Raw genomic sequence first — 19,600 nt, 5'->3', positions numbered from 1 at the left:
AAGTAATCACCTGTGGTAGTATCCCCTTTTCCTGTATTTTATCTCTTTATTTGCTTTTTTTATGTAATACCCCATCAAAAGCCCTGTAAAAAGGCCCATCAGGTGTGCGCTGTGTGCAATCATTGTAGGGGCACTAATTAAAAGGAAGTCTATAGCTGCAAATATCACAAGAGCGTATTTTATTTTCATAGGGAAAAAGTAAATATATATTCGCAGGTCCGGTGCAAGTAGAGCTACAGCTGCAAAGACTCCGTATATTGCTCCACTTGCTCCAACCATTGAAATATCGCTCGTTAATGAGTAACCAAGAGCTGCAACGATTCCCGATATGAAGAATACTTTTAAAAACATGGTGTTCCCAACACGTCTTTCCAGTTCTCTTCCAAAAAAGAATAATACCAGCATGTTGAAAAACAGATGTGCTACTCCTGCATGCAAAAACATATAGGTGATTATTGCCCATGGTTTTGCTAAGATCTGGGTTGGGTCAAATTTGAACAGGTCGAAATATCCTGGTATTATACCAAGTATAAATGAAATTATGCAGATTGCAATAATTGTCATTGAAGGACTGCTTGTGAGAGATTTCTTTATTGTCATTGTAATTCCCTTTATAGCACTTTTACCAACTTGAACTGATGCCTGCTTTAACACATCGTTGAATAGGTCTTCAGGTTGGCTTTTCTTTTTGTTCCAGGACCCTCTCTTCATAGATTCAAGCCCTTCACAGGCATGTCTTTCAGGTAGTCTGTGGTCTGAACAGAACTCTTTTCCACAATATCTGCACTTATATGGAAATATATCTTTCTTACCACATATCCAGCATTCTTTGCTCACAATATCCTCCGCATTAATTCAACTGCTTACATCAGATAAAATTGTTTTTGATTATTTATCTGAGAATAATCTCATGGAGGGATAATCTCATCCGTAAAAGATAAAGCATTTATAGGTATGTATTATATCAAACTGCATGCATTTGTGCTTTTTGTACATATATGTATAATGTGTACTGGTGTGGGCATTTCATACGCTAAATAATATTATCTGAGTGCTGCAAACCAATATATAAGTAATAATCATGATAATTAAGCGAAACTGTTATATATTGATGTTACTATACACTAGGCATAAATTTAATCATATTATAAGAAATACTGAATTTTAATTTTTGCGCATCTTTGCTTGGTAAGTATTTCAAAAATTTATGGTAAATCAGAAGGAGAAATATATAAAATGAGTCAGATTAAAACTGGGAATTTTTCCATTGAAGAACTGGAAAATGTTCATATTACTATAGGCAGTGTTGTGGGTGCCATTGAAAAAGAAGCTGAGGTGGAAGAAGATGTTGGTCCTACTCCATGTCCAGGCATTAAAGATCTTAGAGAATGGGACTTCAAGCTGTTTAACAGGTATGAACCAATATATACACCGGTATGTGATCAGTGCTGTTACTGTACCTTTGGTAAATGTGATCTGAGTAAAAACAAAGAAGGTGCATGTGGAATAGATCTAGCAAGTCACCAGGCAAGGGAATTTCTTCTGAGGGTAATTACCGGTGCAGCAGCACATTCGGCACATGGAAGGCATCTGCTTCATTATCTTATAGATAAATACGGTGCAGATCACCCGATAGATGTTGGCGCATCGAATTTGAAAACACCGATTATTCAGCTGGTAACCGGATCACAGCCTGAAACATTGGGAGACCTGGAAAAAGCTCTTGATTATGTTGAAGAGCAGCTGACACAACTACTTGCAACTATTCAGGTTGGTCAGGAAGGAGCTTCAATTGATTTTGAATCTAAAGCTCTTCATGGTGGGATGATAGATCATGTGGGAATGGAAGTTTCAGATGTAGCACAGATATCATGTTTGAATATGCCAAAATCTGAAGAAAATACTTCATTTTCTGAACTTGGAATGGGCTGTATTGATTCCGATAAACCTATGGTCCTGACAATCGGGCATAATGTAGCGGCAGTTACACATATAATTGATTATATTGATGAAAAAGGTCTTGACGATGAAATAGAACTTGGTGGCCTCTGCTGTACTGCCCTTGATATGAGTCGATATAAATCTGAGGGCGGTGCGAGTCCTATATCAAAAGTTATAGGGCCGATATCAAAGGAACTTAAGTTTATACGATCTGGTGTACCAGATGTAATCGTTGTTGATGAACAGTGTGTAAGAGCTGATGTTCTCAGAGAAGCAAAGGAACTTTCAATGCCCGTGATTGCAACCAATGAGAAGATAATGTATGGTCTAAAGGATCGTACAAATGATGATGTAGAAGATATTGTCTCTGATCTTGTAAGCGGAAAAGAGGCCGGTGCATTGATTCTTGACTTTGATAAGGTAGGAGAGATAGCAGTAAGAGTTGCTCGTGAAATAGCTCCTGTAAGAAAGGATAAAGGACTCACTGCTATTCCATCAGATACAGAATTCCAGGAACTGGTCAATCGCTGTATACACTGCCAGCTCTGTGAAAATGCTTGCCCTGTCAACCTTCCTATAAGTGATGCATTCAGAGCTGCAGAATCTGAAGATATGGGTGAACTCGAAAAGCTTCATGACCTGTGTATTGGCTGTGGTAAATGTGAACCAGTATGTCCGAAAGACATTCCGGTGTTGAATGTTATCGAAAAAGCATCAAAGAAGGCCATACGTGAAGAAAGAGGCCGTGTGAGAGTTGGAAGAGGTCAGATAAGCGATCCAGAGATCAGGGAAGAAGGAGTAAACCTTGTTCTTGGAACCACTCCTGGAATTATTGCAATGGTTGGCTGTTCCAATTATCCGGAAGGTACCAAGGATATATACAAAATAGCAGATGAGATGCTGAGAAGAAATTATATAGTTGTGGTATCAGGATGTGCTGCAATGGACCTTGGTATGTACCAGGATGATGATGGAAATACTCTATATGAAAAATATCCTGCAAAGTTCAGCAAGGGTAATCTCATAAACGTTGGATCATGCGTTTCAAATTCACATATTGCTGCGACAGCTATAAAGGTAGCTGCTATATTTGCTCAGAGACAGATAAGCGGTAATTATGAGGAAATTGCTGATTATGTTATGAATCGTATAGGTGCCACTGCTCTTGCATGGGGTGCTTACTCTCAGAAAGCGTCTGCAATTGCATCAGGATGTAACAGGCTGGGAATTCCTGTGATAGTAGGTCCGCATGGATCCAAGTACCGCAGGGCCCTCATTGGCCGTCCCTACAGCGAAGAAAAATGGACGGTATATGATGCAAGAAACGGAGAGATAATGCCTATAGCTTCAGTGCCTGAATTCCTGATAACTACAGCCGGAAGTGTGGAGGAAGTCATGCCTATGCTTGCCAAGAACTGTATTCGCCCAAGTGACAATAATATGGGACGAATGATAAAATTGACTCACTATATAGAACTGAGTCAAAAGTATCTTGGAGTTTTGCCGAATGACTGGCATATATTTGTGAGAAATGAACAGGATCTTCCTCTTGCTAAGAGAGACGAGCTTCTGAAGATACTGGAATCTGAGCATGGATGGGAAATAGACTGGAAGAAGAAAAAGATACTTTCAGGTCCATCTATGAAATTTGATATCTCTGCACAGCCTACGAATCTGGAGAGGCTATGTCGTGGGCAGGAGGTGTGATTATGGTAGAAACAACTAAAAATACTGCTATAAGTACAACATGGGGTACAAAGATTGCAAAGCCTGTTCAGCCAAAGGTTGCCGGCAAATTGATCTCAAAGGCAAAAAGGCCTCTGCTTGTAGTTGGTGGTGATGTGCTTGATGAGGATCTGCTGAAAAGAGCAATCCAGATTGGAAAAAAAGGTATTCCTATAGCTGCTACAGGTCATTCAATGAAGGGATTTGTGGATGCAGATGTAGATGCAAAATATGTAAACATTCATTCTCTTGGATTATATCTGGGAGATCCTCAGTGGCATGGACTGGATGGAAATGGCCAATATGACCTGATCATTGTACTTGCTCACAAAAAGTATTATATTAATCAGGTACTTTCAGGTATCAGAAATTTTACGGACCTGAAAACACTTTCAATTGATCGAAACTACATACAAAATGCAGATATGTCGTTTGGAAAACTTGATAAAGAGACTCATCTTAAGGCACTGGATGAACTGATTGAAAATTTATGATTTATTCAAATGTGATGGTGAAATCAATATGACAGAAGAGTTCCCGTTTGAAATATCACCTATGTTCGAGGGTGAAAGGGTTAGAAAGGATGATATGTATGTTGAACTGGCAGGACCAAAATCCAAAGGATTTGAACTGGTTCGGGCGGTACCTCCGGATGAGAGTATTAATCCCGTGGAAGACGGAAAATTTACCTTGATAGGTCCTGACATATCTGAAATGGAAGAAGGTGGAAGATATCCTCTTGCAATGATCTATCGTATATCAGGAGAACTTGTCGAACCGGATATTGAGTCAATAGTTGAAAGGAGAAATCATGACTTCCAGAATTATTTACAGGGCGTGATGCATCTTAATCAAAGATACGATATATGGCTTCGTGTTAGTAAGGAAGCTGTGAACAAAGGGCTTGACTCTTTTGAGCATATAGCAAGAGCAACAATGATGCTCTTTAAGAGCGAGCTTCCCTTTATCGAAGATATAGAAGCAATCTATATAACAGATATGGGAGAGGTCGAAAAAGAGCTGGAAGACGCCTTTAAGGTATATGAAGCACGAGATGAACGAACCCGTGATCTGCATGATGAGGATGTGGATGTATTCTATGGATGTACTCTCTGTCAATCCTTTGCACCAACAAACGTCTGTGTGATTACTCCTGACAGGGTTTCTCTTTGTGGAGCTATCAACTGGTTCGACGGACGAGCTGCAGCCAAGGTTGATCCTGAAGGTCCCCAGTTTGCAATTGAAAAAGGAGAGGCAATTGATGATTTTTCAGGTGAATATACAGGTGTCAATGAACGTGCTAAATCCCTTTCGAGTGGAGAATATGATCGTATAAAATTGCACTCATTCTTTGAATATCCACATACATCATGTGGCTGCTTTGAGGTGGTTGGTTTCTACATTCCTGAAGTTGATGGTATTGGATGGATCGACCGTGACTATTCCGGAAATGCTCCAAACGGCCTCCCGTTTTCAACAATGGCAGGTCAGACTGGCGGTGGAAAACAGGTTGTTGGATTCCTGGGAATAGGTATTAATTACTTCAGATCCCCAAAGTTCATTCAGGCCGATGGTGGATGGGACCGGGTTGTATGGATGCCAAAACATCTCAAGGATAAGGTTTATGATAGTATTCCTGAAGAAATTGCAGACAAGGTTGCTACTGAAGAGGATGCTTCAGATATTCAGTCACTTGAAGCATTCCTGAAGGGCCAGGATCATCCAATAACTGAAAGATGGGTTGAAGAATCTGAAGAAGAGGCTGAAATCACACCCCAGGCACAAGAAAAGGTGGAATCTGAAAGTATATCCATGCCTCAAACAGGTGGTTTTCCCTCTTCAGGAATGATCCAGCCATCTCAGATGCAGATTCCACAGTCATCTGGCAGTGGTGTGAAGATCACTCTCAAGAATGCAAAGATCAGTATAGATCGCCTGATTATTAAAAAGAAAGAATAAGATTAAGAGGATTTTTGTGACAAAGGTAATTGCAGTAACGGGTAAGGGCGGTACCGGCAAGACCGCAATAACTACACTTCTTATCCGTTATTTGACAAATAAAGACAATCTTGTTCTTGCTGTTGACGCTGATCCGGATACAAATCTTCCGGAAACCCTGGGTTGTGATGTAGAGAAGACAGTGGGTGATATCCGTGAATACATGCTTTCTGAAAGAGATAATCTTCCCCCCGATATTAACAAGGAATCAATACTTGAATCCAAAATTTATGAAGTTATCAATGAAATGCCGGGATATGATCTTCTTGTGATGGGCAGGCCTGAAGGCCCAGGATGCTACTGCTATGTGAATAACCTGCTTCGTGGAATAATGGAGCGACTGATTGAGAACTATGACATTGTCATTCTTGACACTGCTGCCGGGCTCGAGCATTTTAGCAGAAAACTTATTCATGATGTGGACGACCTTATAGTGGTGACTGATGGATCCCGAAGAGGCCTTCAGACAGCAGAACGCATAAGGGATCTGGTAAGTGAACTTGATACGCATGTTGGAAATGTTTATGTTGTAGCAAATAAAGTTAATAGCAGTAACAGGGAAAAACTGAAGGAACTTGCAATTGATCTTGATCTTGAACTGATAGGTACTGTGCCTGTTGATGAAGAAATTGTGAACCGGGACCTTGTGGGTACTCCACTGTTTGATCTACCCGAAAATTCAGCTGCTTTAAAAGAAGTCAATGCAATTGCAAAAAGACTAGGTCTATAAATAAGATTCATACATTTTTATTTTTATCTTCAGAAGGTGGAATCTAAATGGCAAAAAAAATTAAGTTATCCGAATTAACTGATATGTTACAGGATCTTGATGTTGAATCACTTGAAGGAATCAGTATAGAAGGAGATATAGAACTGGATATAAGTGGCTTTGGTGGTGGTTTAAATCCAGCTGTTGCTCATGCTCTGGGTCATGAGACTGCGCAGCTATCCATTCACCTTGCAAATATTGCCCGTATACTGGGTTATCCTGTAGAACAGGCATTTGCTGCTGCAGCTACTGGAGAAAGTGTCTCAGGTGAACCTGAAAAAAGAGCTGCAATGCCAGGAAGGAAGTTAAATGAACTGGTTTCTGCAAAGTTTGAAGTATCAAAAGTAAAAGAATGGACTAATCCAATTCAGGAAGTAACTTTTGGAGCAACATCTTCTGATGGAGGAAGCAGAAAGAGCACAGTAACAATCGGTGGGGAAAATGCCCTTCCTTATTATTTTGATGCTCCGATGCCTCACAGGAATTACATCACAATGGATGTTTTTGATATGCCTATAGGTATGGCAAAAGCTGTGAAGGTCAATTATGAAGATGTAATGCAGGATCCGGCAGAATGGGCAAAAAAAGTGGTAAGGGAGTTTAATGCTGATATGGTAACCGTCCATTTGATTTCAACTGATCCAATGATCAATGATACTTCTGCAAGAGATGCTTCGAAAGTGATTGAGGATGTTCTTCAGGCTGTAGATGTGCCTATTGTTATAGGCGGCTCAGGAAATCCTCAGAAAGATCCGGAAGTCCTTGAAAAAGCTGCAGAGGTTGCAGAAGGTGAGAGGGTTCTGCTTGCATCTGCAAGCCTTAATCTTGATTATGAGCGAATAGCCAAAGCGGCAAATGATTATGGTCATGCTGTTCTTTCCTGGACCCAGCTTGAGATAAATGCTCAAAAGGAACTTAATAGAAAACTTATGAAACAATGCAATGTACCTCGTGAAAGTATTGTAATGGATCCAACAACTGCAGCTCTGGGTTATGGTCTTGATTATGCCTATACTAACATGGAACGCATAAGGCTTGCAGGATTGATGGGTGACGATGAACTGACCTTCCCTATGTCATCAGGAACCACAAATGCATGGGGTGCCAGGGAATCATGGATGAAATCATCCCCAATGAAGGAAGATTCAGACTGGGGTCCAAGAGAGTATCGTGGGCCTATATGGGAGATTGTAACTGGTCTGTCCCTGGCACTTGCTGGAAATGACTTGTTTATGATGATGCATCCCACATCTGTGCAGGTCCTCAAACAGATTACTCAGACATTATATGGCTCAATTGAGGCTGAATCGGCTGATATAACGAACTGGGTTGGAATGGAGGTGTGATATATGAAAGTTAATAGTCCTCTTGAAGTTTACAAATATTTACCAGGTGATAATTGCGGAGTATGTGGGGAAGAAACCTGTATGGCATTTGCTTCAAAACTGATTAACCGATCAGCCAAGTTAAGCTCATGCACTCCTTTGCTCAAGGATGAATATAAGGATAAGTTTGATAAACTGGAAAAGCTTCTTGCACCTGAAATAAGGGAAGTTGAAATTGGAACCGGGGATAATGTTGTAAAGATTGGTGGTGATGATGTACTTTACCGCCATAAGCTTACTTTTTTCAATAGAACTGCTCTTGCTTATGATGTCTGGGACACGATGCCGGAAAATGAACTCATTGAAAGAGTAGATCATATAGCGGACTTTAAGAAATTCTATGTTGGAGAATTTCTTACTGCAGATATGGTTGCTATACGATCCGTGTCCGATGATCCGCAGAAATTTGCCAGCACAGTGGAGAAGGTAATGAAGGCTACAGATCTTCCTCTTGTGCTGTGCTCATTCAATCCCGAAGTTCTGAAAGCAGGTGCTGAAATTGCAGCAGAGAGAAAACCTTTACTCTATGCTGCGACAATGGAAAACTGGCAGCAAATGGCTGATATTGCTGTGGAATATGATCTACCTATTGCACTGTTTTCTCCAAATGACCTGGATAATCTGAAATCTCTGGCAAAAACTTTCAGCAGTATGGGTATGGATAACCTTGTTCTTGATCCCGGTACCTATCCTACCGGAAAAGAACTGAGCACCACATTCAATAATATAATTAAAATAAGGCGAGCTGGAATTGAAGGCGATCGTGATATTGCCTATCCGATAATGGCTGTACCTCTTACTTCCTGGCTTGTACACAAAGAAAAGGTAACTGCTTCTTACTGGGAAACTGTGATTGCATCAGTGTTCACAATAAAGTATGGGGATATAATGATTCTCCACAGTACAGAACCTTATGCCATGATCCCTGAGCTACAGCTAGGGGACACGATTTATACTGACCCGAGAAAACCGGTAACAGTTGATCCTGGGGTATATGAGGTAGGTTCACCAACAGCTGATTCGCCTCTTATCATAACCACCAACTTTGCTTTGACATATTATACAGTTGAAAGCGATCTTTCTTCAAATGGTATTGATTCTTATCTTGTAGCTGTTGATACTGATGGAATAGGTGTGGAAGCTGCTGTTGCTGGTGGACAACTCACCGCATCCAAGATAAAGCAGGTATTGGAAGAATCTAGTTTTGATCTGAAGGAAAAGACTTCTCACAATACGGTAATTCTGCCTGGTTTAGCTGCTCGTCTGCAGGGTGATGTGGAGGATCAGCTAGGGTCAAATGTTCTTATTGGCTCTGCTGATTCTGGAAGGTTACCTGGATGGATGGATAAATACTGGCCACCTGAAAAGTAACCTATTATCTTTTTTTTAAAGGCAGTATTATTCTCTCCTTGAACCTGAAAATAAGTGTATGAGCATAGATTTGCTTCTATTTTATTTTAGCATCAGATATAATTTTTTAGTTAGAGTAAAGATCAATGTTGACATCTTATTACGTATCATTAAATTAGTTATATGATGACAAAAAGTTTAAATATAATGTTGCATTTGTAGTTATGCTTACATCAGAAGTAAGAAACAAATATGGAAGGTGATTTTTCCATGTTTGATGCTCAGCATGTTCAGACATTTGTTCTGAAAAAGTTCTGAAATAGCAGTTATGCAAACTTATATATATTATTAAGTCAATGTATAACATCCTGATAATGGGACAAATTTCCTTATCATCATGTAATGGAGACAGGAGTTTTTTCCTGTCTGACGCTGGATCTGGCAGTTCAGTTAATTTCGGCTGGTGGTTGTATTATCTTATATATAACTTACCAGTTTCCGTCTATGCGATGGAAGTTAACTGGATTGTGCATTGAACTCAAGTGATTGAGTTCTCCCACCAATATTCTAACAAATTCAAGATAGTGTGGTATGCAACAAAAGTGTGCATATAATTCTGGTTGATCCTGCCAGAGGTCACTGCTATCGGTGTTCGACTAAGCCATGCAAGTTATATGTTCTTCGTGAACATGGCGAACTGCTCAGTAACACGTGGATAACCTGCCCTTGGGACCGGCATAACCCCGGGAAACTGGGGATAATTCCGGATATGCCATGATAGCTGGAATGCTTCGTGGTTCAAAAGGATTCGTCTGCCCAAGGATGGGTCTGCGGCCTATCAGGTAGTAGCGGGTGCAAGGTACCTGCTAGCCGACGACGGGTACGGGTTGTGAGAGCAAGAGCCCGGAGATGGATTCTGAGACATGAATCCAGGCCCTACGGGGCGCAGCAGGCGCGAAAACTTTACAATGCGGGAAACCGCGATAAGGGGACACCGAGTGCCAGCATACAATGCTGGCTGTCCGCATGTGTAAACGGCATGCGTTAGCAAGGGCCGGGCAAGACCGGTGCCAGCCGCCGCGGTAACACCGGCGGCCCGAGTGGTGATCACTATTATTGGGTCTAAAGGGTCCGTAGCCGGTTTGATCAGTCCTCTGGGAAATCTGACAGCTCAACTGTTAGGCTTCCAGGGGATACTGTCAGACTTGGGACCGGGAGAGGTAAGAGGTACCACAGGGGTAGGAGTGAAATCTTGTAATCCCTGTGGGACCACCAGTGGCGAAGGCGTCTTACCAGAACGGGTCCGACGGTGAGGGACGAAAGCTGGGGGCACGAACCGGATTAGATACCCGGGTAGTCCCAGCCGTAAACGATGCTCGCTATGTGTCAGGGATGGTGCGACCGTTCCTGGTGCCGTAGGGAAGCCGTGAAGCGAGCCACCTGGGAAGTACGGCCGCAAGGCTGAAACTTAAAGGAATTGGCGGGGGAGCACTACAACGGGTGGAGCCTGCGGTTTAATTGGACTCAACGCCGGAAATCTCACCGGGGGCGACAGCAATATGTAGGTCAGGCTGAAGACCTTACCTGAATCGCTGAGAGGAGGTGCATGGCCGTCGTCAGTTCGTACTGTGAAGCATCCTGTTAAGTCAGGCAACGAGCGAGACCCGTGCCCACTGTTGCCAGCATGTTCTTCGGAATGATGGGTACTCTGTGGGGACCGCCGCTGCTAAAGCGGAGGAAGGTGCGGGCTACGGTAGGTCAGTATGCCCCGAATCTCCCGGGCTACACGCGGGCTACAATGATTGGGACAATGGGCTCCTGCCCCGAAAGGGGATGGTAATCTCCTAAACCCAATCGTAGTTCAGATTGAGGACTGAAACTCGTCCTCATGAAGCTGGAATCCGTAGTAATCGCGTTTCAACATAGCGCGGTGAATACGTCCCTGCTCCTTGCACACACCGCCCGTCAAACCACCCGAGTGAGGTATGGGTGAGGGCACGAACTAAGTGTCGTGTTCGAACCTAAATTTCGCAAGGGGGGTTAAGTCGTAACAAGGTAGCCGTAGGGGAATCTGCGGCTGGATCACCTCCTAAGCAAAAAAAACCACCACCGAAAGCTGAATGACTGCCAGACCAGTACAAAAGGACACACAGCTGGGCAGTAAAGATCCAGGAGGGCTTGTAGATCAGCTGGAAGATCGCTGCCTTTGCAAGGCAGAGGCCCTGGGTTCGAGTCCCAGCAAGTCCATTCATTAAGTGCACCGGGTAAGTGATGTTATCCGGGAAGGACGGAAGTGTTCTTATCTAACCTGTAAGAACACGATGAAGTCGTGTATAGGATTGTATGGTATAAATTACAAAGTATACCAGACGCTTACTGGAATGTGTAAGCTACTGGCAGACTCTGGCAAATATGCCATCAGGTGAATGGCTCGGCTCAAGTGCTGAAGAAGGACGTGCCAAGCTGCGATATGCCCCGGGAAGGTGCAAGGAACCAACGAACCGGGGATTTCCTAATGAGACCTCTTAGTATCCGCAAGGATACTGATCAGTAATGATCGGGAACGTCCCGAATTGAAACATCTTAGTAGGGACAGGAAAAGAAATCAATCGAGATGCCGGAAGTAACGGCGAGTGAAATCGGTACAGTTCAAACCGAATCCCCGCAGGAATGCAGGGGAAATGTGGTGTGGAAGGGCCGGTCCATTTTCTGCTAAATTCAGGGTAGTCGAATTGTCTGGAACGTCAGACCATAGAGTGTGATAGTCACGTAGACGCAATGAAACGCAGAAGGATCGGTACCTGAGTACCGTGGGTTGGATATCCCGCGGGAATCTGGGAGACATCAACTTCCAAAACTAAATACAACTTGAGACCGATAGTGAAATAGTAGGGTGACCGAAAGCTGAAAAGTACCCCAGAAAGGGAGGTGCAAAGTGCCTGAAACCTGATGGTGATGGAACGATATGGCATTAAAGGATCTGCAATACGAAGGAAACCATCGCGAGGTGGCAGTACGGGTATTGTTGCCAGTGTCATATCATACGTTTTGAAGAACGGGCCAGGGAGTGTATCGGTACGGCGATGGCTAACCTCAAAGGGTAGCCGAAGCGAAAGCAACATGCACGCAGTCCTTAACCGGACCAGGTGCGACGTATACAAGTGCGTGGAGTCGTAACGGTACGACCCGAAGCCGGGCGATCTAGGCGTGGGCAGGTTGAAGCGTGGCGAAAGCTACGTGGAGGACCGCAAGCGGTATTGATCTGCAAATCATTCGTGTGACCTGCGTCTTGGAGTGAAAGGCTAATCTAGCCCGGCATCAGCTGGTTCCTTCCAAAACATGTCGTAGCATGACCTGATCCGAGATAGTCGGTGGAGTAGAGCACGGATTGGGGAAGTTGGGGGAGAAATCCCTCGCTCTCCTGTCAAACTCCAAACACACCGTCGTCGAAGACAATCAGAGTCCGGACTACTGGGGTAAGCCTGTAGTCCGTAAGGGAGACAACCCAGCCCGTGGTTAAGGTCCCCAAGTGTCGACTAAGTGTTAACACTAAAGGGTGTCCCAGGCCCTAGACAGCTGGAAGGTTAGCTTAGAAGCAGCTACCCTTTAAAGAGTGCGTAACAGCTCACCAGTCGAGGTTTGGGGCCCCGAAAATGGACGGGGCTCAAGTCGACCACCGAGACCACGGAGTACCGAAAGGTAATCTTGTAGGAAGGCGTTGCGCTCGGGCAGAAGCTGGGCTGTGAAGTCCAGTGGACCGTGCGGAAACGAAAATCCTGGTAACAGTAACAGCAAAGTCAGGTGAGAATCCTGACCGCCGAAGGGGCCAGGTTTCCTCGGCAATGATCGTCAGCCGAGGGTTAGTCGGTCCTAAGACGTACCGTAATTCGAGTACGCCGAAAGGGAAACAGGTTAATATTCCTGTACCATTTAACAACAAAACTGACACTCACGGGCAGGTTGAGCAGCGTCGTCGCGCTGTCCAAGCATCCAAGCCGGTGGAGAGCCGTTATGGCGAGAAACCGGTGAATATGTGATGGCGAAAGTCAACTGCACCCGGGAGTCCGTGAAAAGGAAGTTAAATGTCCGTACCAAGATCTGACACAGGTGCCCCTAGCTGAAAAGGCTAAGGCGTGTCGGAAATACACTGGCTAAGGGAATTCGGCAAATTGGCTCCGTAACTTCGGGAGAAGGAGTGCCTGCTGTGAAGACAGCAGGTCGCAGTGACCAGGGAGCTCCAACTGTCTAATAACAACATAGGAGATCGCAAACCCGAAAGGGCTGGTACGATCTCTGAATCCTGCCCAGTGCAGGTACCTGAAACTCCGGTACAACGGAAAGAAGGGCCTGTAAACGGCGGGGGTAACTATGACCCTCTTAAGGTAGCGTAGTACCTTGTCGCTTAATTGGCGACTTGCATGAATGGATCAATGAGAGCTCTACTGTCCCTAGCCAGAATCCGGTGAAGCTTACATTCTAGTGCAGAGTCTAGAGACCTCTAGGGGGAAGTGAAGACCCCGTGGAGCTTTACTGCAGCCTGTCGTTGAGTTGTGATTTCGCATGTACAGTGTAGGTAGGAGGCGTCGAAACCCGCGCGCCAGCGTGGGTGGAGCCACCAATGGGACACTACCCTTGTGAAATTGCGACTCTAACTCCGCGAGGAGGACCCCGATAGGTGGGCAGTTTGCCTGGGGCGGGACGCCCTTGAAAAGATATCAAGGGCGCACAAAGGTTGACTCAGGTGGGTCGGAAACCCGCCGAAGAGTGCAAGAGCATAAGTCAGCCTGACGTGATCTGACACAGTAACAGATCACGAGACGAAAGTCGGTTCTAGCGAACCTTTACGTCCTGCTTGATGCGGGCTAAAGCTGACAGAAAAGTTACCCCGGGGATAATTGAGTCGTTGCCGGCAAGAGCACATATCGACCCGGCAGCTTGCTACCTCGATGTCGGTTCTTTCCATCCTGGCTGTGCAGCAGCAGCCAAGGGTGAGGTTGTTCGCCTATTAAAGGAGATCGTGAGCTGGGTTTAGACCGTCGTGAGACAGGTCGGTTACTATCTACTAGAGGTGTAAGAAGTCTGAGGGTAAGTTGCTTTTAGTACGAGAGGAACAGGGCAACGGTGCCACTGGTGTATCAGTTGTCCGACAGGGCAATGCTGAGCAGCTACGCACTAAGGAATAAGAGCTGAATGCATCTAAGCTCGAAATCTAACCCGAAAAGAGACGTCACTAAGGATACCGGTAAAAGACCGGATTGATAGAGTTGGGATGTACGCATCAAGGCAACGAGATGTTAAGTCCGCGACCACTAACCATCCGTGCCTGCTGCCAGAACACTTGCACATTCCAGGCGAAATCTGGTATGCTTCAAGTAATTTATACCCGCAATCCCCTACACGACTGAAAGGAAAGTTTATATCGATTGCGTACCAATACACCAACCCGGTACACTAGTGCGCCAAGGTGGCGGAACGGCTACGCAATCGCCTGCAGAGCGATACCATTCCGGTTCGAATCCGGACCTTGGCTCTATAACACATCCACCCACTTTCGTCTAAACTTATACATACACACTGACCGGTTCGAATCTGGCGGCCATAGCGGCAGGGTAACTCCTGTACCCATCCCGAACACAGAAGATAAGATTGCCAGCGTTTCACCCTGTACTGCGGTGCGAGAGCCCACGGGAACGGTGAATCGCTGCCAGGTTCAACCTAAATTACTAATTTTGAGTTGAGAGTTTAGTCCTTAATATCAATATATTATTATTTAGGATCATCTAATTATTTGTATAACAATAATTTATAGGGGTTTGTTAATATTAGTGAGGTGTTTTTAAGAACTGCTGAAGATATCTGCTCTGATAATACTCATATAGACCAGATAAAAGATATTTATGCAAAAATATCCCCTGTAGAAGAGGGGGATATTGTAGCGGTAAAGATTCATCCCGGTGAATACGGAAACACTACGTATATCAGACCCGTCATTATAAGAACCGTTGTTGATCTGATAAGGGAGCAGGGTGGAGTACCTTTTGTGACGGATACAACCGTTCTTTATAGAGGTAGAAGGTTTAATGCAGTTGACTTATTATGGACAGCATCTGCTAATGGCTTTTCAGAGGCATCCATGAATGCTCCTTTTATTGTTGCAGATGGCCTTACAGGAAATGATAGTGTAGTAGTTGAAATAAATGGCGAATTTTTGAGACATACAACTGTAGCTTCTGCGATTGCAAATGCAGACTCAATGGTGGTAATATCACACTGCAAAGGTCATCCAGGCTCGGGATTTGGTGGTGCAATCAAAAATCTTGGTATGGGATGTCTCGATAAGGCTGGTAAAACTAAGATCCATGAAGTAGGAATTCCATCTATAGATTACAATAAATGTAGCAGTTGTGGTATATGTATTGATGAATGTGCATGGGGTGCATTTACAATTGAGGATAATGTGGTTACACTAGACTGTGAGGTATGTAAGGGTGAACTTTCATGCGTAGATTGTTGTCCGAGCAAAGCCATTATACCTCCTGCAGATTGCAGCGAAAGAATGCAGATCAGGCTTGGGGAAGCTGCAGCTGGACCGGTCAAAGTTCTTGAAGAAAGAATTGGCTATATAAACTGGGCATATGATATTACTCCTTTCTGTGATTGCTGTAATTTTTCATCTCCTGTAATTGCAGAAAATGTTGGCATTCTTGCTTCAAAGGATCCAGTAGCTATAGATTCCGCAACCGTTGATTTAATTAATAATAAAATAAGGGTAGATAACACAAGCCTGGCAGATTTATGGGCTACCGATCCAAAACTGCATATATTACAGGCAGAAAAAATAGGAATTGGAAGTGCTGATTATTTGCTCGATAAAAATTTATCCTGTAAGGATCGATAAAAATGGAGAACTGGAATATTTATGAATTATATTTTGTGCCCAAAGTGTGGCAAAGAAGTTAAAAATCTCATGGTAAATGTATGTAAAACCTGTTACATTGAAAAATATAGATTAGCTGAATTGCCAGAAGTAATTGAAATTGATATTTGCTCAAAATGCGGATCTTTTTTTGATCGGGGGCAATGGGCATATAGTGGAACTATTGATGATGTTATCGTTAAAAAAATAGAGGATTTATTGTTGATACACGATATGGCTGACAACATACAACTATCTTTTGAAAGTGATAAACATTCGGCTAATAATTATCATATTTATATAAGGGTTGATGCATCTGTGATGAATGAACCCATTAATCAATATTTGAATACTGAAATAAGAGTCAATTATAAGTCCTGCGATATATGCAGTAGAATATCAGGCGGCTATTATGAAGGAATTATACAGATAAGGGCGCAGAATCGACTTCCTACAGATGATGAAAAGAATCATTGTATGGATATTATGTCCGAGGTCCTGCAAAATCAGGAAAAGAAAGGTGATCGTTTTTCATTCATTACTGATGTCCAGGAATTAAAAGAAGGTCTGGATGTTTACATAGGCTCCTCTAAATCTGGCAGAAATGTATGTAAGGCTATAGAAGATGAACTGGGCGGCAGTTTTCTGGAGTCTCCATCTCTGTATGGACAAAAAGATGGTAAAGATCTATATAGAATTACATTTTCAATGCGTCTTCCAGAATTTACAATCGGAGATATCATACTATTTAACAATAAAGTCATAGATATCAAAAGTACCGGTAAAAAAATTCGTGGAATTGATCTGAGCACTGGTTATAGGGTAAGCATAAATGAAAATGATATCAAAGATGCAGCTATTGCTGCTAAAAGGACTGATGCTGTCCCTGCGATCCTTGTTGCGATAGAAGATAATATGGTTATGGTGATGGATCCATCGACTTATCGTACCATTACACTAAAAAAACCTGTGTTTTTAACTGCAAGTCCTGGAAATGAAATAGATACTATAAAGGTACAGGATGATCTTTTTATTTTACCTGATTAAATGTTCTTTAAAGTTGGAAGTGTAAAATGAATAAAATTCTGGTTATAGGATATAGTAGTAGACATATTGTAAACTCTGCTAAAAATGCAGGTTACAGTGTGTACGCTATTGATGCTTTTTGTGACTTTGACCTTGATCAATATGCAACTGAGGCCAGACAGTTAAATGTTCATTCAGATAAAGGGCAACCAGATAACATTGAAGCCTGTGATATATATGATTTAATAAACAGTTTTAATGTTGATTTTGATTTTATAGTACTTGGTTCAGGGTTTGAAATGCTGGATCAAGCGTGTTTTTCTGTTCCAGTTCTAAACAACAGCTATAATTTAATGAAAACAATTTCAGATAAAAAAAAATTAGCAAAAAAACTTAATTTGCTGGGTTTCCCACATCCTGAAATTATACAATTGAACAGGATCGAATCTGTTGATTTTCCATTAATGCTCAAACCGGCTATAGGTGGTGGTGGCTTTCTTAATCGGAAAATAAATGATCTGGATGAATTCTATCAGTTTAAATATGAGGCTGAAAAGGCAGGCCTGAATATGGGTGACATGATTGTCCAGAAGTTTGTGGATGGCACACCTGCCAGCGTATCTCTTATCAGTTCTGATGAGGGATCATGTGTGATTTCTACTAATGAACAATTGATAGGTACTCCATGGCTCACAAGGCTTCCGTATGCATATTGTGGAAATATAACTCCCATTAATTCACTGTATAATGAACTGATGTGCAGTATGGCATGTGATATTTCACTTGAACTGGGTCTGGTAGGATCAAACGGTATAGATTTTATTATAACTGATAATGGACCCGTTGTTACTGAAATCAACGGCCGTTTTCAGGGCAGTCTAGATACTGTGGAAACATCAACAGGGATCAACCTGTTTGATGCACATGTTAAATCATTTAATTCCCAACTTCCATCAATAAATCCTAATCCGGGAATCTATTCCGGACGTGCGATATTATACTCAAATGATAATTTTGTTGTCAACCAATCTATATTTGAAAGAATAAAATATGAAAATACTAAAGATATACCTTGTAGGGGTGCTATCATAGGTGCCAATGAACCAATAACATCAATTTTTTCTGTTGGAAATAGTAGAGAAAATGTGCTAAATGATCTAAAAAAAGGTGCAGAACGTATAGCTAGTTTTCTGAATAATCCGTTTTCCAAAAAAATCGGCCAGGGGCAGGTTGTTGGTGACTGATGGTTCATTAAGTTTTTAATAATATTGAAAATATGATAAATAGTTCGTAAAGGCTTAATGCAGAATATTTTCGACACATTAATATTAAAAATAAACCATTTATTTTATTTCGAGGTGATAATTTTGGTAGATTTAAATGATCCGGTTGTTCGTGGTTACTTATCACGTCTGGTGGGTGAAGAAGGTTTAGAAATGATTGAGAAAATGCCTGAAGGGGAAGTGACAGATGAAAAAATAGCAGAAGAAACAGGTGTCCTTTTAAATATAGTCCGAAGGACGTTGTTTATATTGTATGAAAATAAGCTTGCTGTCTGCAGAAGAGAAAGAGATTCAAGTAGTGGATGGCTTACGTATCTCTGGCGTCTTGATCTATCAGACATAGATTATCAGCTGGAAAAAGAAAAGAAAAAGCTAATACGAAATCTGCGTATGAGGTTTGATTTTGAAGAGAACAATGTGTTTTATTCCTGCCCCGAAGGTTGTAGTCGCATGGTCTTTGATCAGGCTGCAGAATGTGAGTTCTTATGTTTGATGTGTGGGGAAGATCTTGTTTTTGAAGATAATACTGAAGTGGTAGAAAAGATACGTGAAAGAGTTGAAGAACTGGAAAAATGTGGCTGTTGAACACTGAACCGGATTTCAGGATGATATATGCTATCTGAAAAACAGTGTTTAGAAATATTAAGAAAGGTCGGCTGCTCAGAATATGTAATTGCACATTCACGATCAGTCTCAGAATTGGCTGAAAAGATAACCTACGATATTATTGAAAAAGGTGGATCGGTTGATCTTAAGTTAGTAATAGCAGGGGCTATTTTACATGATATTGGACGCTCTGTAACACATGATATTGATCATGTTGTTGAAGGGGTAAAGATAGCTGAAGATCTTGCCCTGGGACCTGAAATAACAGGAGTTATCAGATCTCATGTAGGTGGTGGTATCAGTCAGGAGGAAGCACAAGAATTTGGCTTTCCTGAAAATAACTATATGCCACAGACATTGGAGGAAAAGATAGTTGCACATTCGGATAATTTAATTAAAGGTACAACCCGTATCTCTCTGGATGAACGAATTGAGAGTATGAAAAATAATGGATTATCCAATGAAAGTATTTCCAGGGTATTAAGACTTGCAGATGAAATTGATGTGTATTGATGCAGGAAAAGAATTATATATATAAATCAACAATTAGATAGTGTACTGACATGGTCAGCACGTACTTTTATCACTGATAATTTTTCTC

Annotated in this window: 12 protein-coding genes, 2 tRNA genes and 3 rRNA genes; 16 read left to right on the top strand and 1 reads right to left on the bottom strand. The window is 42.4% G+C overall.

The window, feature by feature from the left end:
• Positions 1-6: 6 nt before the first annotated feature.
• Positions 7-837 (bottom strand): rhomboid family intramembrane serine protease, encoded by an 831-nt coding sequence (locus MZHIL_RS05780; protein WP_013898431.1) that lies wholly within the window; start codon positions 835-837, stop codon positions 7-9.
• A gap of 399 nt (positions 838-1,236) precedes the next feature.
• On the opposite strand from MZHIL_RS05780, the gene cdhA reads away from it, so the two are divergent.
• The 16 genes from cdhA (at position 1,237) to MZHIL_RS05705 (ending at position 19,512) form a co-directional block, all read left to right on the top strand.
• Positions 1,237-3,648 (top strand): CO dehydrogenase/acetyl-CoA synthase complex subunit alpha, encoded by a 2,412-nt coding sequence (gene cdhA / locus MZHIL_RS05775; RefSeq protein ID WP_013898430.1) that lies wholly within the window; start codon positions 1,237-1,239, stop codon positions 3,646-3,648.
• 2 nt (positions 3,649-3,650) lie between these two features.
• Positions 3,651-4,160 (top strand): CO dehydrogenase/acetyl-CoA synthase complex subunit epsilon, encoded by a 510-nt coding sequence (gene cdhB, locus MZHIL_RS05770; RefSeq protein ID WP_048815505.1) that lies wholly within the window; start codon positions 3,651-3,653, stop codon positions 4,158-4,160.
• Positions 4,161-4,188: 28 nt separating this feature from the next.
• Positions 4,189-5,625, top strand: coding sequence for a CO dehydrogenase/CO-methylating acetyl-CoA synthase complex subunit beta (gene cdhC, locus MZHIL_RS05765; protein WP_048815656.1), 1,437 nt, complete (start codon positions 4,189-4,191; stop codon positions 5,623-5,625).
• A 16-nt stretch (positions 5,626-5,641) separates the two neighbouring features.
• The gene (locus MZHIL_RS05760) at positions 5,642-6,394 is read left to right on the top strand and encodes an ATP-binding protein (RefSeq protein WP_013898427.1); all 753 of its coding nucleotides are present in this window, start codon (positions 5,642-5,644) and stop codon (positions 6,392-6,394) included.
• Positions 6,395-6,441: 47 nt separating this feature from the next.
• Positions 6,442-7,779 (top strand): CO dehydrogenase/acetyl-CoA synthase subunit delta, encoded by a 1,338-nt coding sequence (gene cdhD, locus MZHIL_RS05755; RefSeq protein ID WP_013898426.1) that lies wholly within the window; start codon positions 6,442-6,444, stop codon positions 7,777-7,779.
• A gap of 3 nt (positions 7,780-7,782) precedes the next feature.
• Entirely contained in the window at positions 7,783-9,189 is a 1,407-nt protein-coding gene (acsC, locus tag MZHIL_RS05750; protein WP_013898425.1) for an acetyl-CoA decarbonylase/synthase complex subunit gamma, read from the top strand.
• Between the two features lie 592 nt (positions 9,190-9,781).
• A 16S ribosomal RNA gene (locus MZHIL_RS05745) occupies positions 9,782-11,259 on the top strand.
• A gap of 83 nt (positions 11,260-11,342) precedes the next feature.
• Positions 11,343-11,415: transfer RNA gene (locus MZHIL_RS05740), tRNA-Ala, on the top strand.
• A gap of 151 nt (positions 11,416-11,566) precedes the next feature.
• Positions 11,567-14,499: ribosomal RNA gene (locus MZHIL_RS05735) — 23S ribosomal RNA — on the top strand.
• 127 nt (positions 14,500-14,626) lie between these two features.
• Positions 14,627-14,698 (top strand) — tRNA-Cys (locus tag MZHIL_RS10540).
• Positions 14,699-14,756: 58 nt separating this feature from the next.
• Positions 14,757-14,878: ribosomal RNA gene (rrf, locus tag MZHIL_RS05730) — 5S ribosomal RNA — on the top strand.
• The 16S, 23S and 5S rRNA genes sit together here with 2 tRNA genes alongside, the layout of an rRNA operon.
• 120 nt (positions 14,879-14,998) lie before the next feature.
• Positions 14,999-16,066 carry a DUF362 domain-containing protein gene (locus MZHIL_RS05725; RefSeq protein WP_013898424.1) on the top strand — a complete coding sequence of 356 codons (1,068 nt, stop codon included), beginning with the start codon at positions 14,999-15,001 and terminating at the stop codon, positions 16,064-16,066.
• Positions 16,067-16,087: 21 nt separating this feature from the next.
• Complete coding sequence (locus MZHIL_RS05720) at positions 16,088-17,131, top strand: 60S ribosomal export protein NMD3 (protein ID WP_013898423.1); 1,044 nt, start codon at positions 16,088-16,090, stop codon at positions 17,129-17,131.
• A gap of 26 nt (positions 17,132-17,157) precedes the next feature.
• Positions 17,158-18,354: an ATP-grasp domain-containing protein gene (locus MZHIL_RS05715; RefSeq protein ID WP_013898422.1), complete on the top strand. Its 1,197-nt coding sequence runs from the start codon at positions 17,158-17,160 to the stop codon at positions 18,352-18,354.
• A 123-nt stretch (positions 18,355-18,477) separates the two neighbouring features.
• Complete coding sequence (locus tag MZHIL_RS05710; protein ID WP_013898421.1) at positions 18,478-18,978, top strand: transcription factor; 501 nt, start codon at positions 18,478-18,480, stop codon at positions 18,976-18,978.
• Between the two features lie 27 nt (positions 18,979-19,005).
• Positions 19,006-19,512, top strand: a complete 507-nt coding sequence (locus MZHIL_RS05705) for an HD domain-containing protein (RefSeq protein ID WP_013898420.1) — start codon at positions 19,006-19,008, stop codon at positions 19,510-19,512.
• Positions 19,513-19,600: the final 88 nt, after the last annotated feature.

The organism is Methanosalsum zhilinae DSM 4017 (assembly GCF_000217995.1).
In the GTDB taxonomy this organism is placed as follows: domain Archaea; phylum Halobacteriota; class Methanosarcinia; order Methanosarcinales; family Methanosarcinaceae; genus Methanosalsum; species Methanosalsum zhilinae.
Note: the sequence above shows the minus strand (reverse complement) of the source record. Positions and strands in the feature narration are given on the sequence as shown.

What these genes read in the sequence shown, in the direction of transcription:
- cdhA (WP_013898430.1), top strand. Translation starts at nt 1,237, where the DNA reads ATGAGTCAGATTAAAACTGGGAATTTTTCCATTGAAGAACTGGAAAAT.
- cdhB (WP_048815505.1), top strand. Translation starts at nt 3,651, where the DNA reads ATGGTAGAAACAACTAAAAATACTGCTATAAGTACAACATGGGGTACA.
- cdhC (WP_048815656.1), top strand. Translation starts at nt 4,189, where the DNA reads ATGACAGAAGAGTTCCCGTTTGAAATATCACCTATGTTCGAGGGTGAA.
- cdhD (WP_013898426.1), top strand. Translation starts at nt 6,442, where the DNA reads ATGGCAAAAAAAATTAAGTTATCCGAATTAACTGATATGTTACAGGAT.
- acsC (WP_013898425.1), top strand. Translation starts at nt 7,783, where the DNA reads ATGAAAGTTAATAGTCCTCTTGAAGTTTACAAATATTTACCAGGTGAT.
- MZHIL_RS05720 (WP_013898423.1), top strand. Translation starts at nt 16,088, where the DNA reads ATGAATTATATTTTGTGCCCAAAGTGTGGCAAAGAAGTTAAAAATCTC.
- MZHIL_RS05715 (WP_013898422.1), top strand. Translation starts at nt 17,158, where the DNA reads ATGAATAAAATTCTGGTTATAGGATATAGTAGTAGACATATTGTAAAC.
- MZHIL_RS05705 (WP_013898420.1), top strand. Translation starts at nt 19,006, where the DNA reads ATGCTATCTGAAAAACAGTGTTTAGAAATATTAAGAAAGGTCGGCTGC.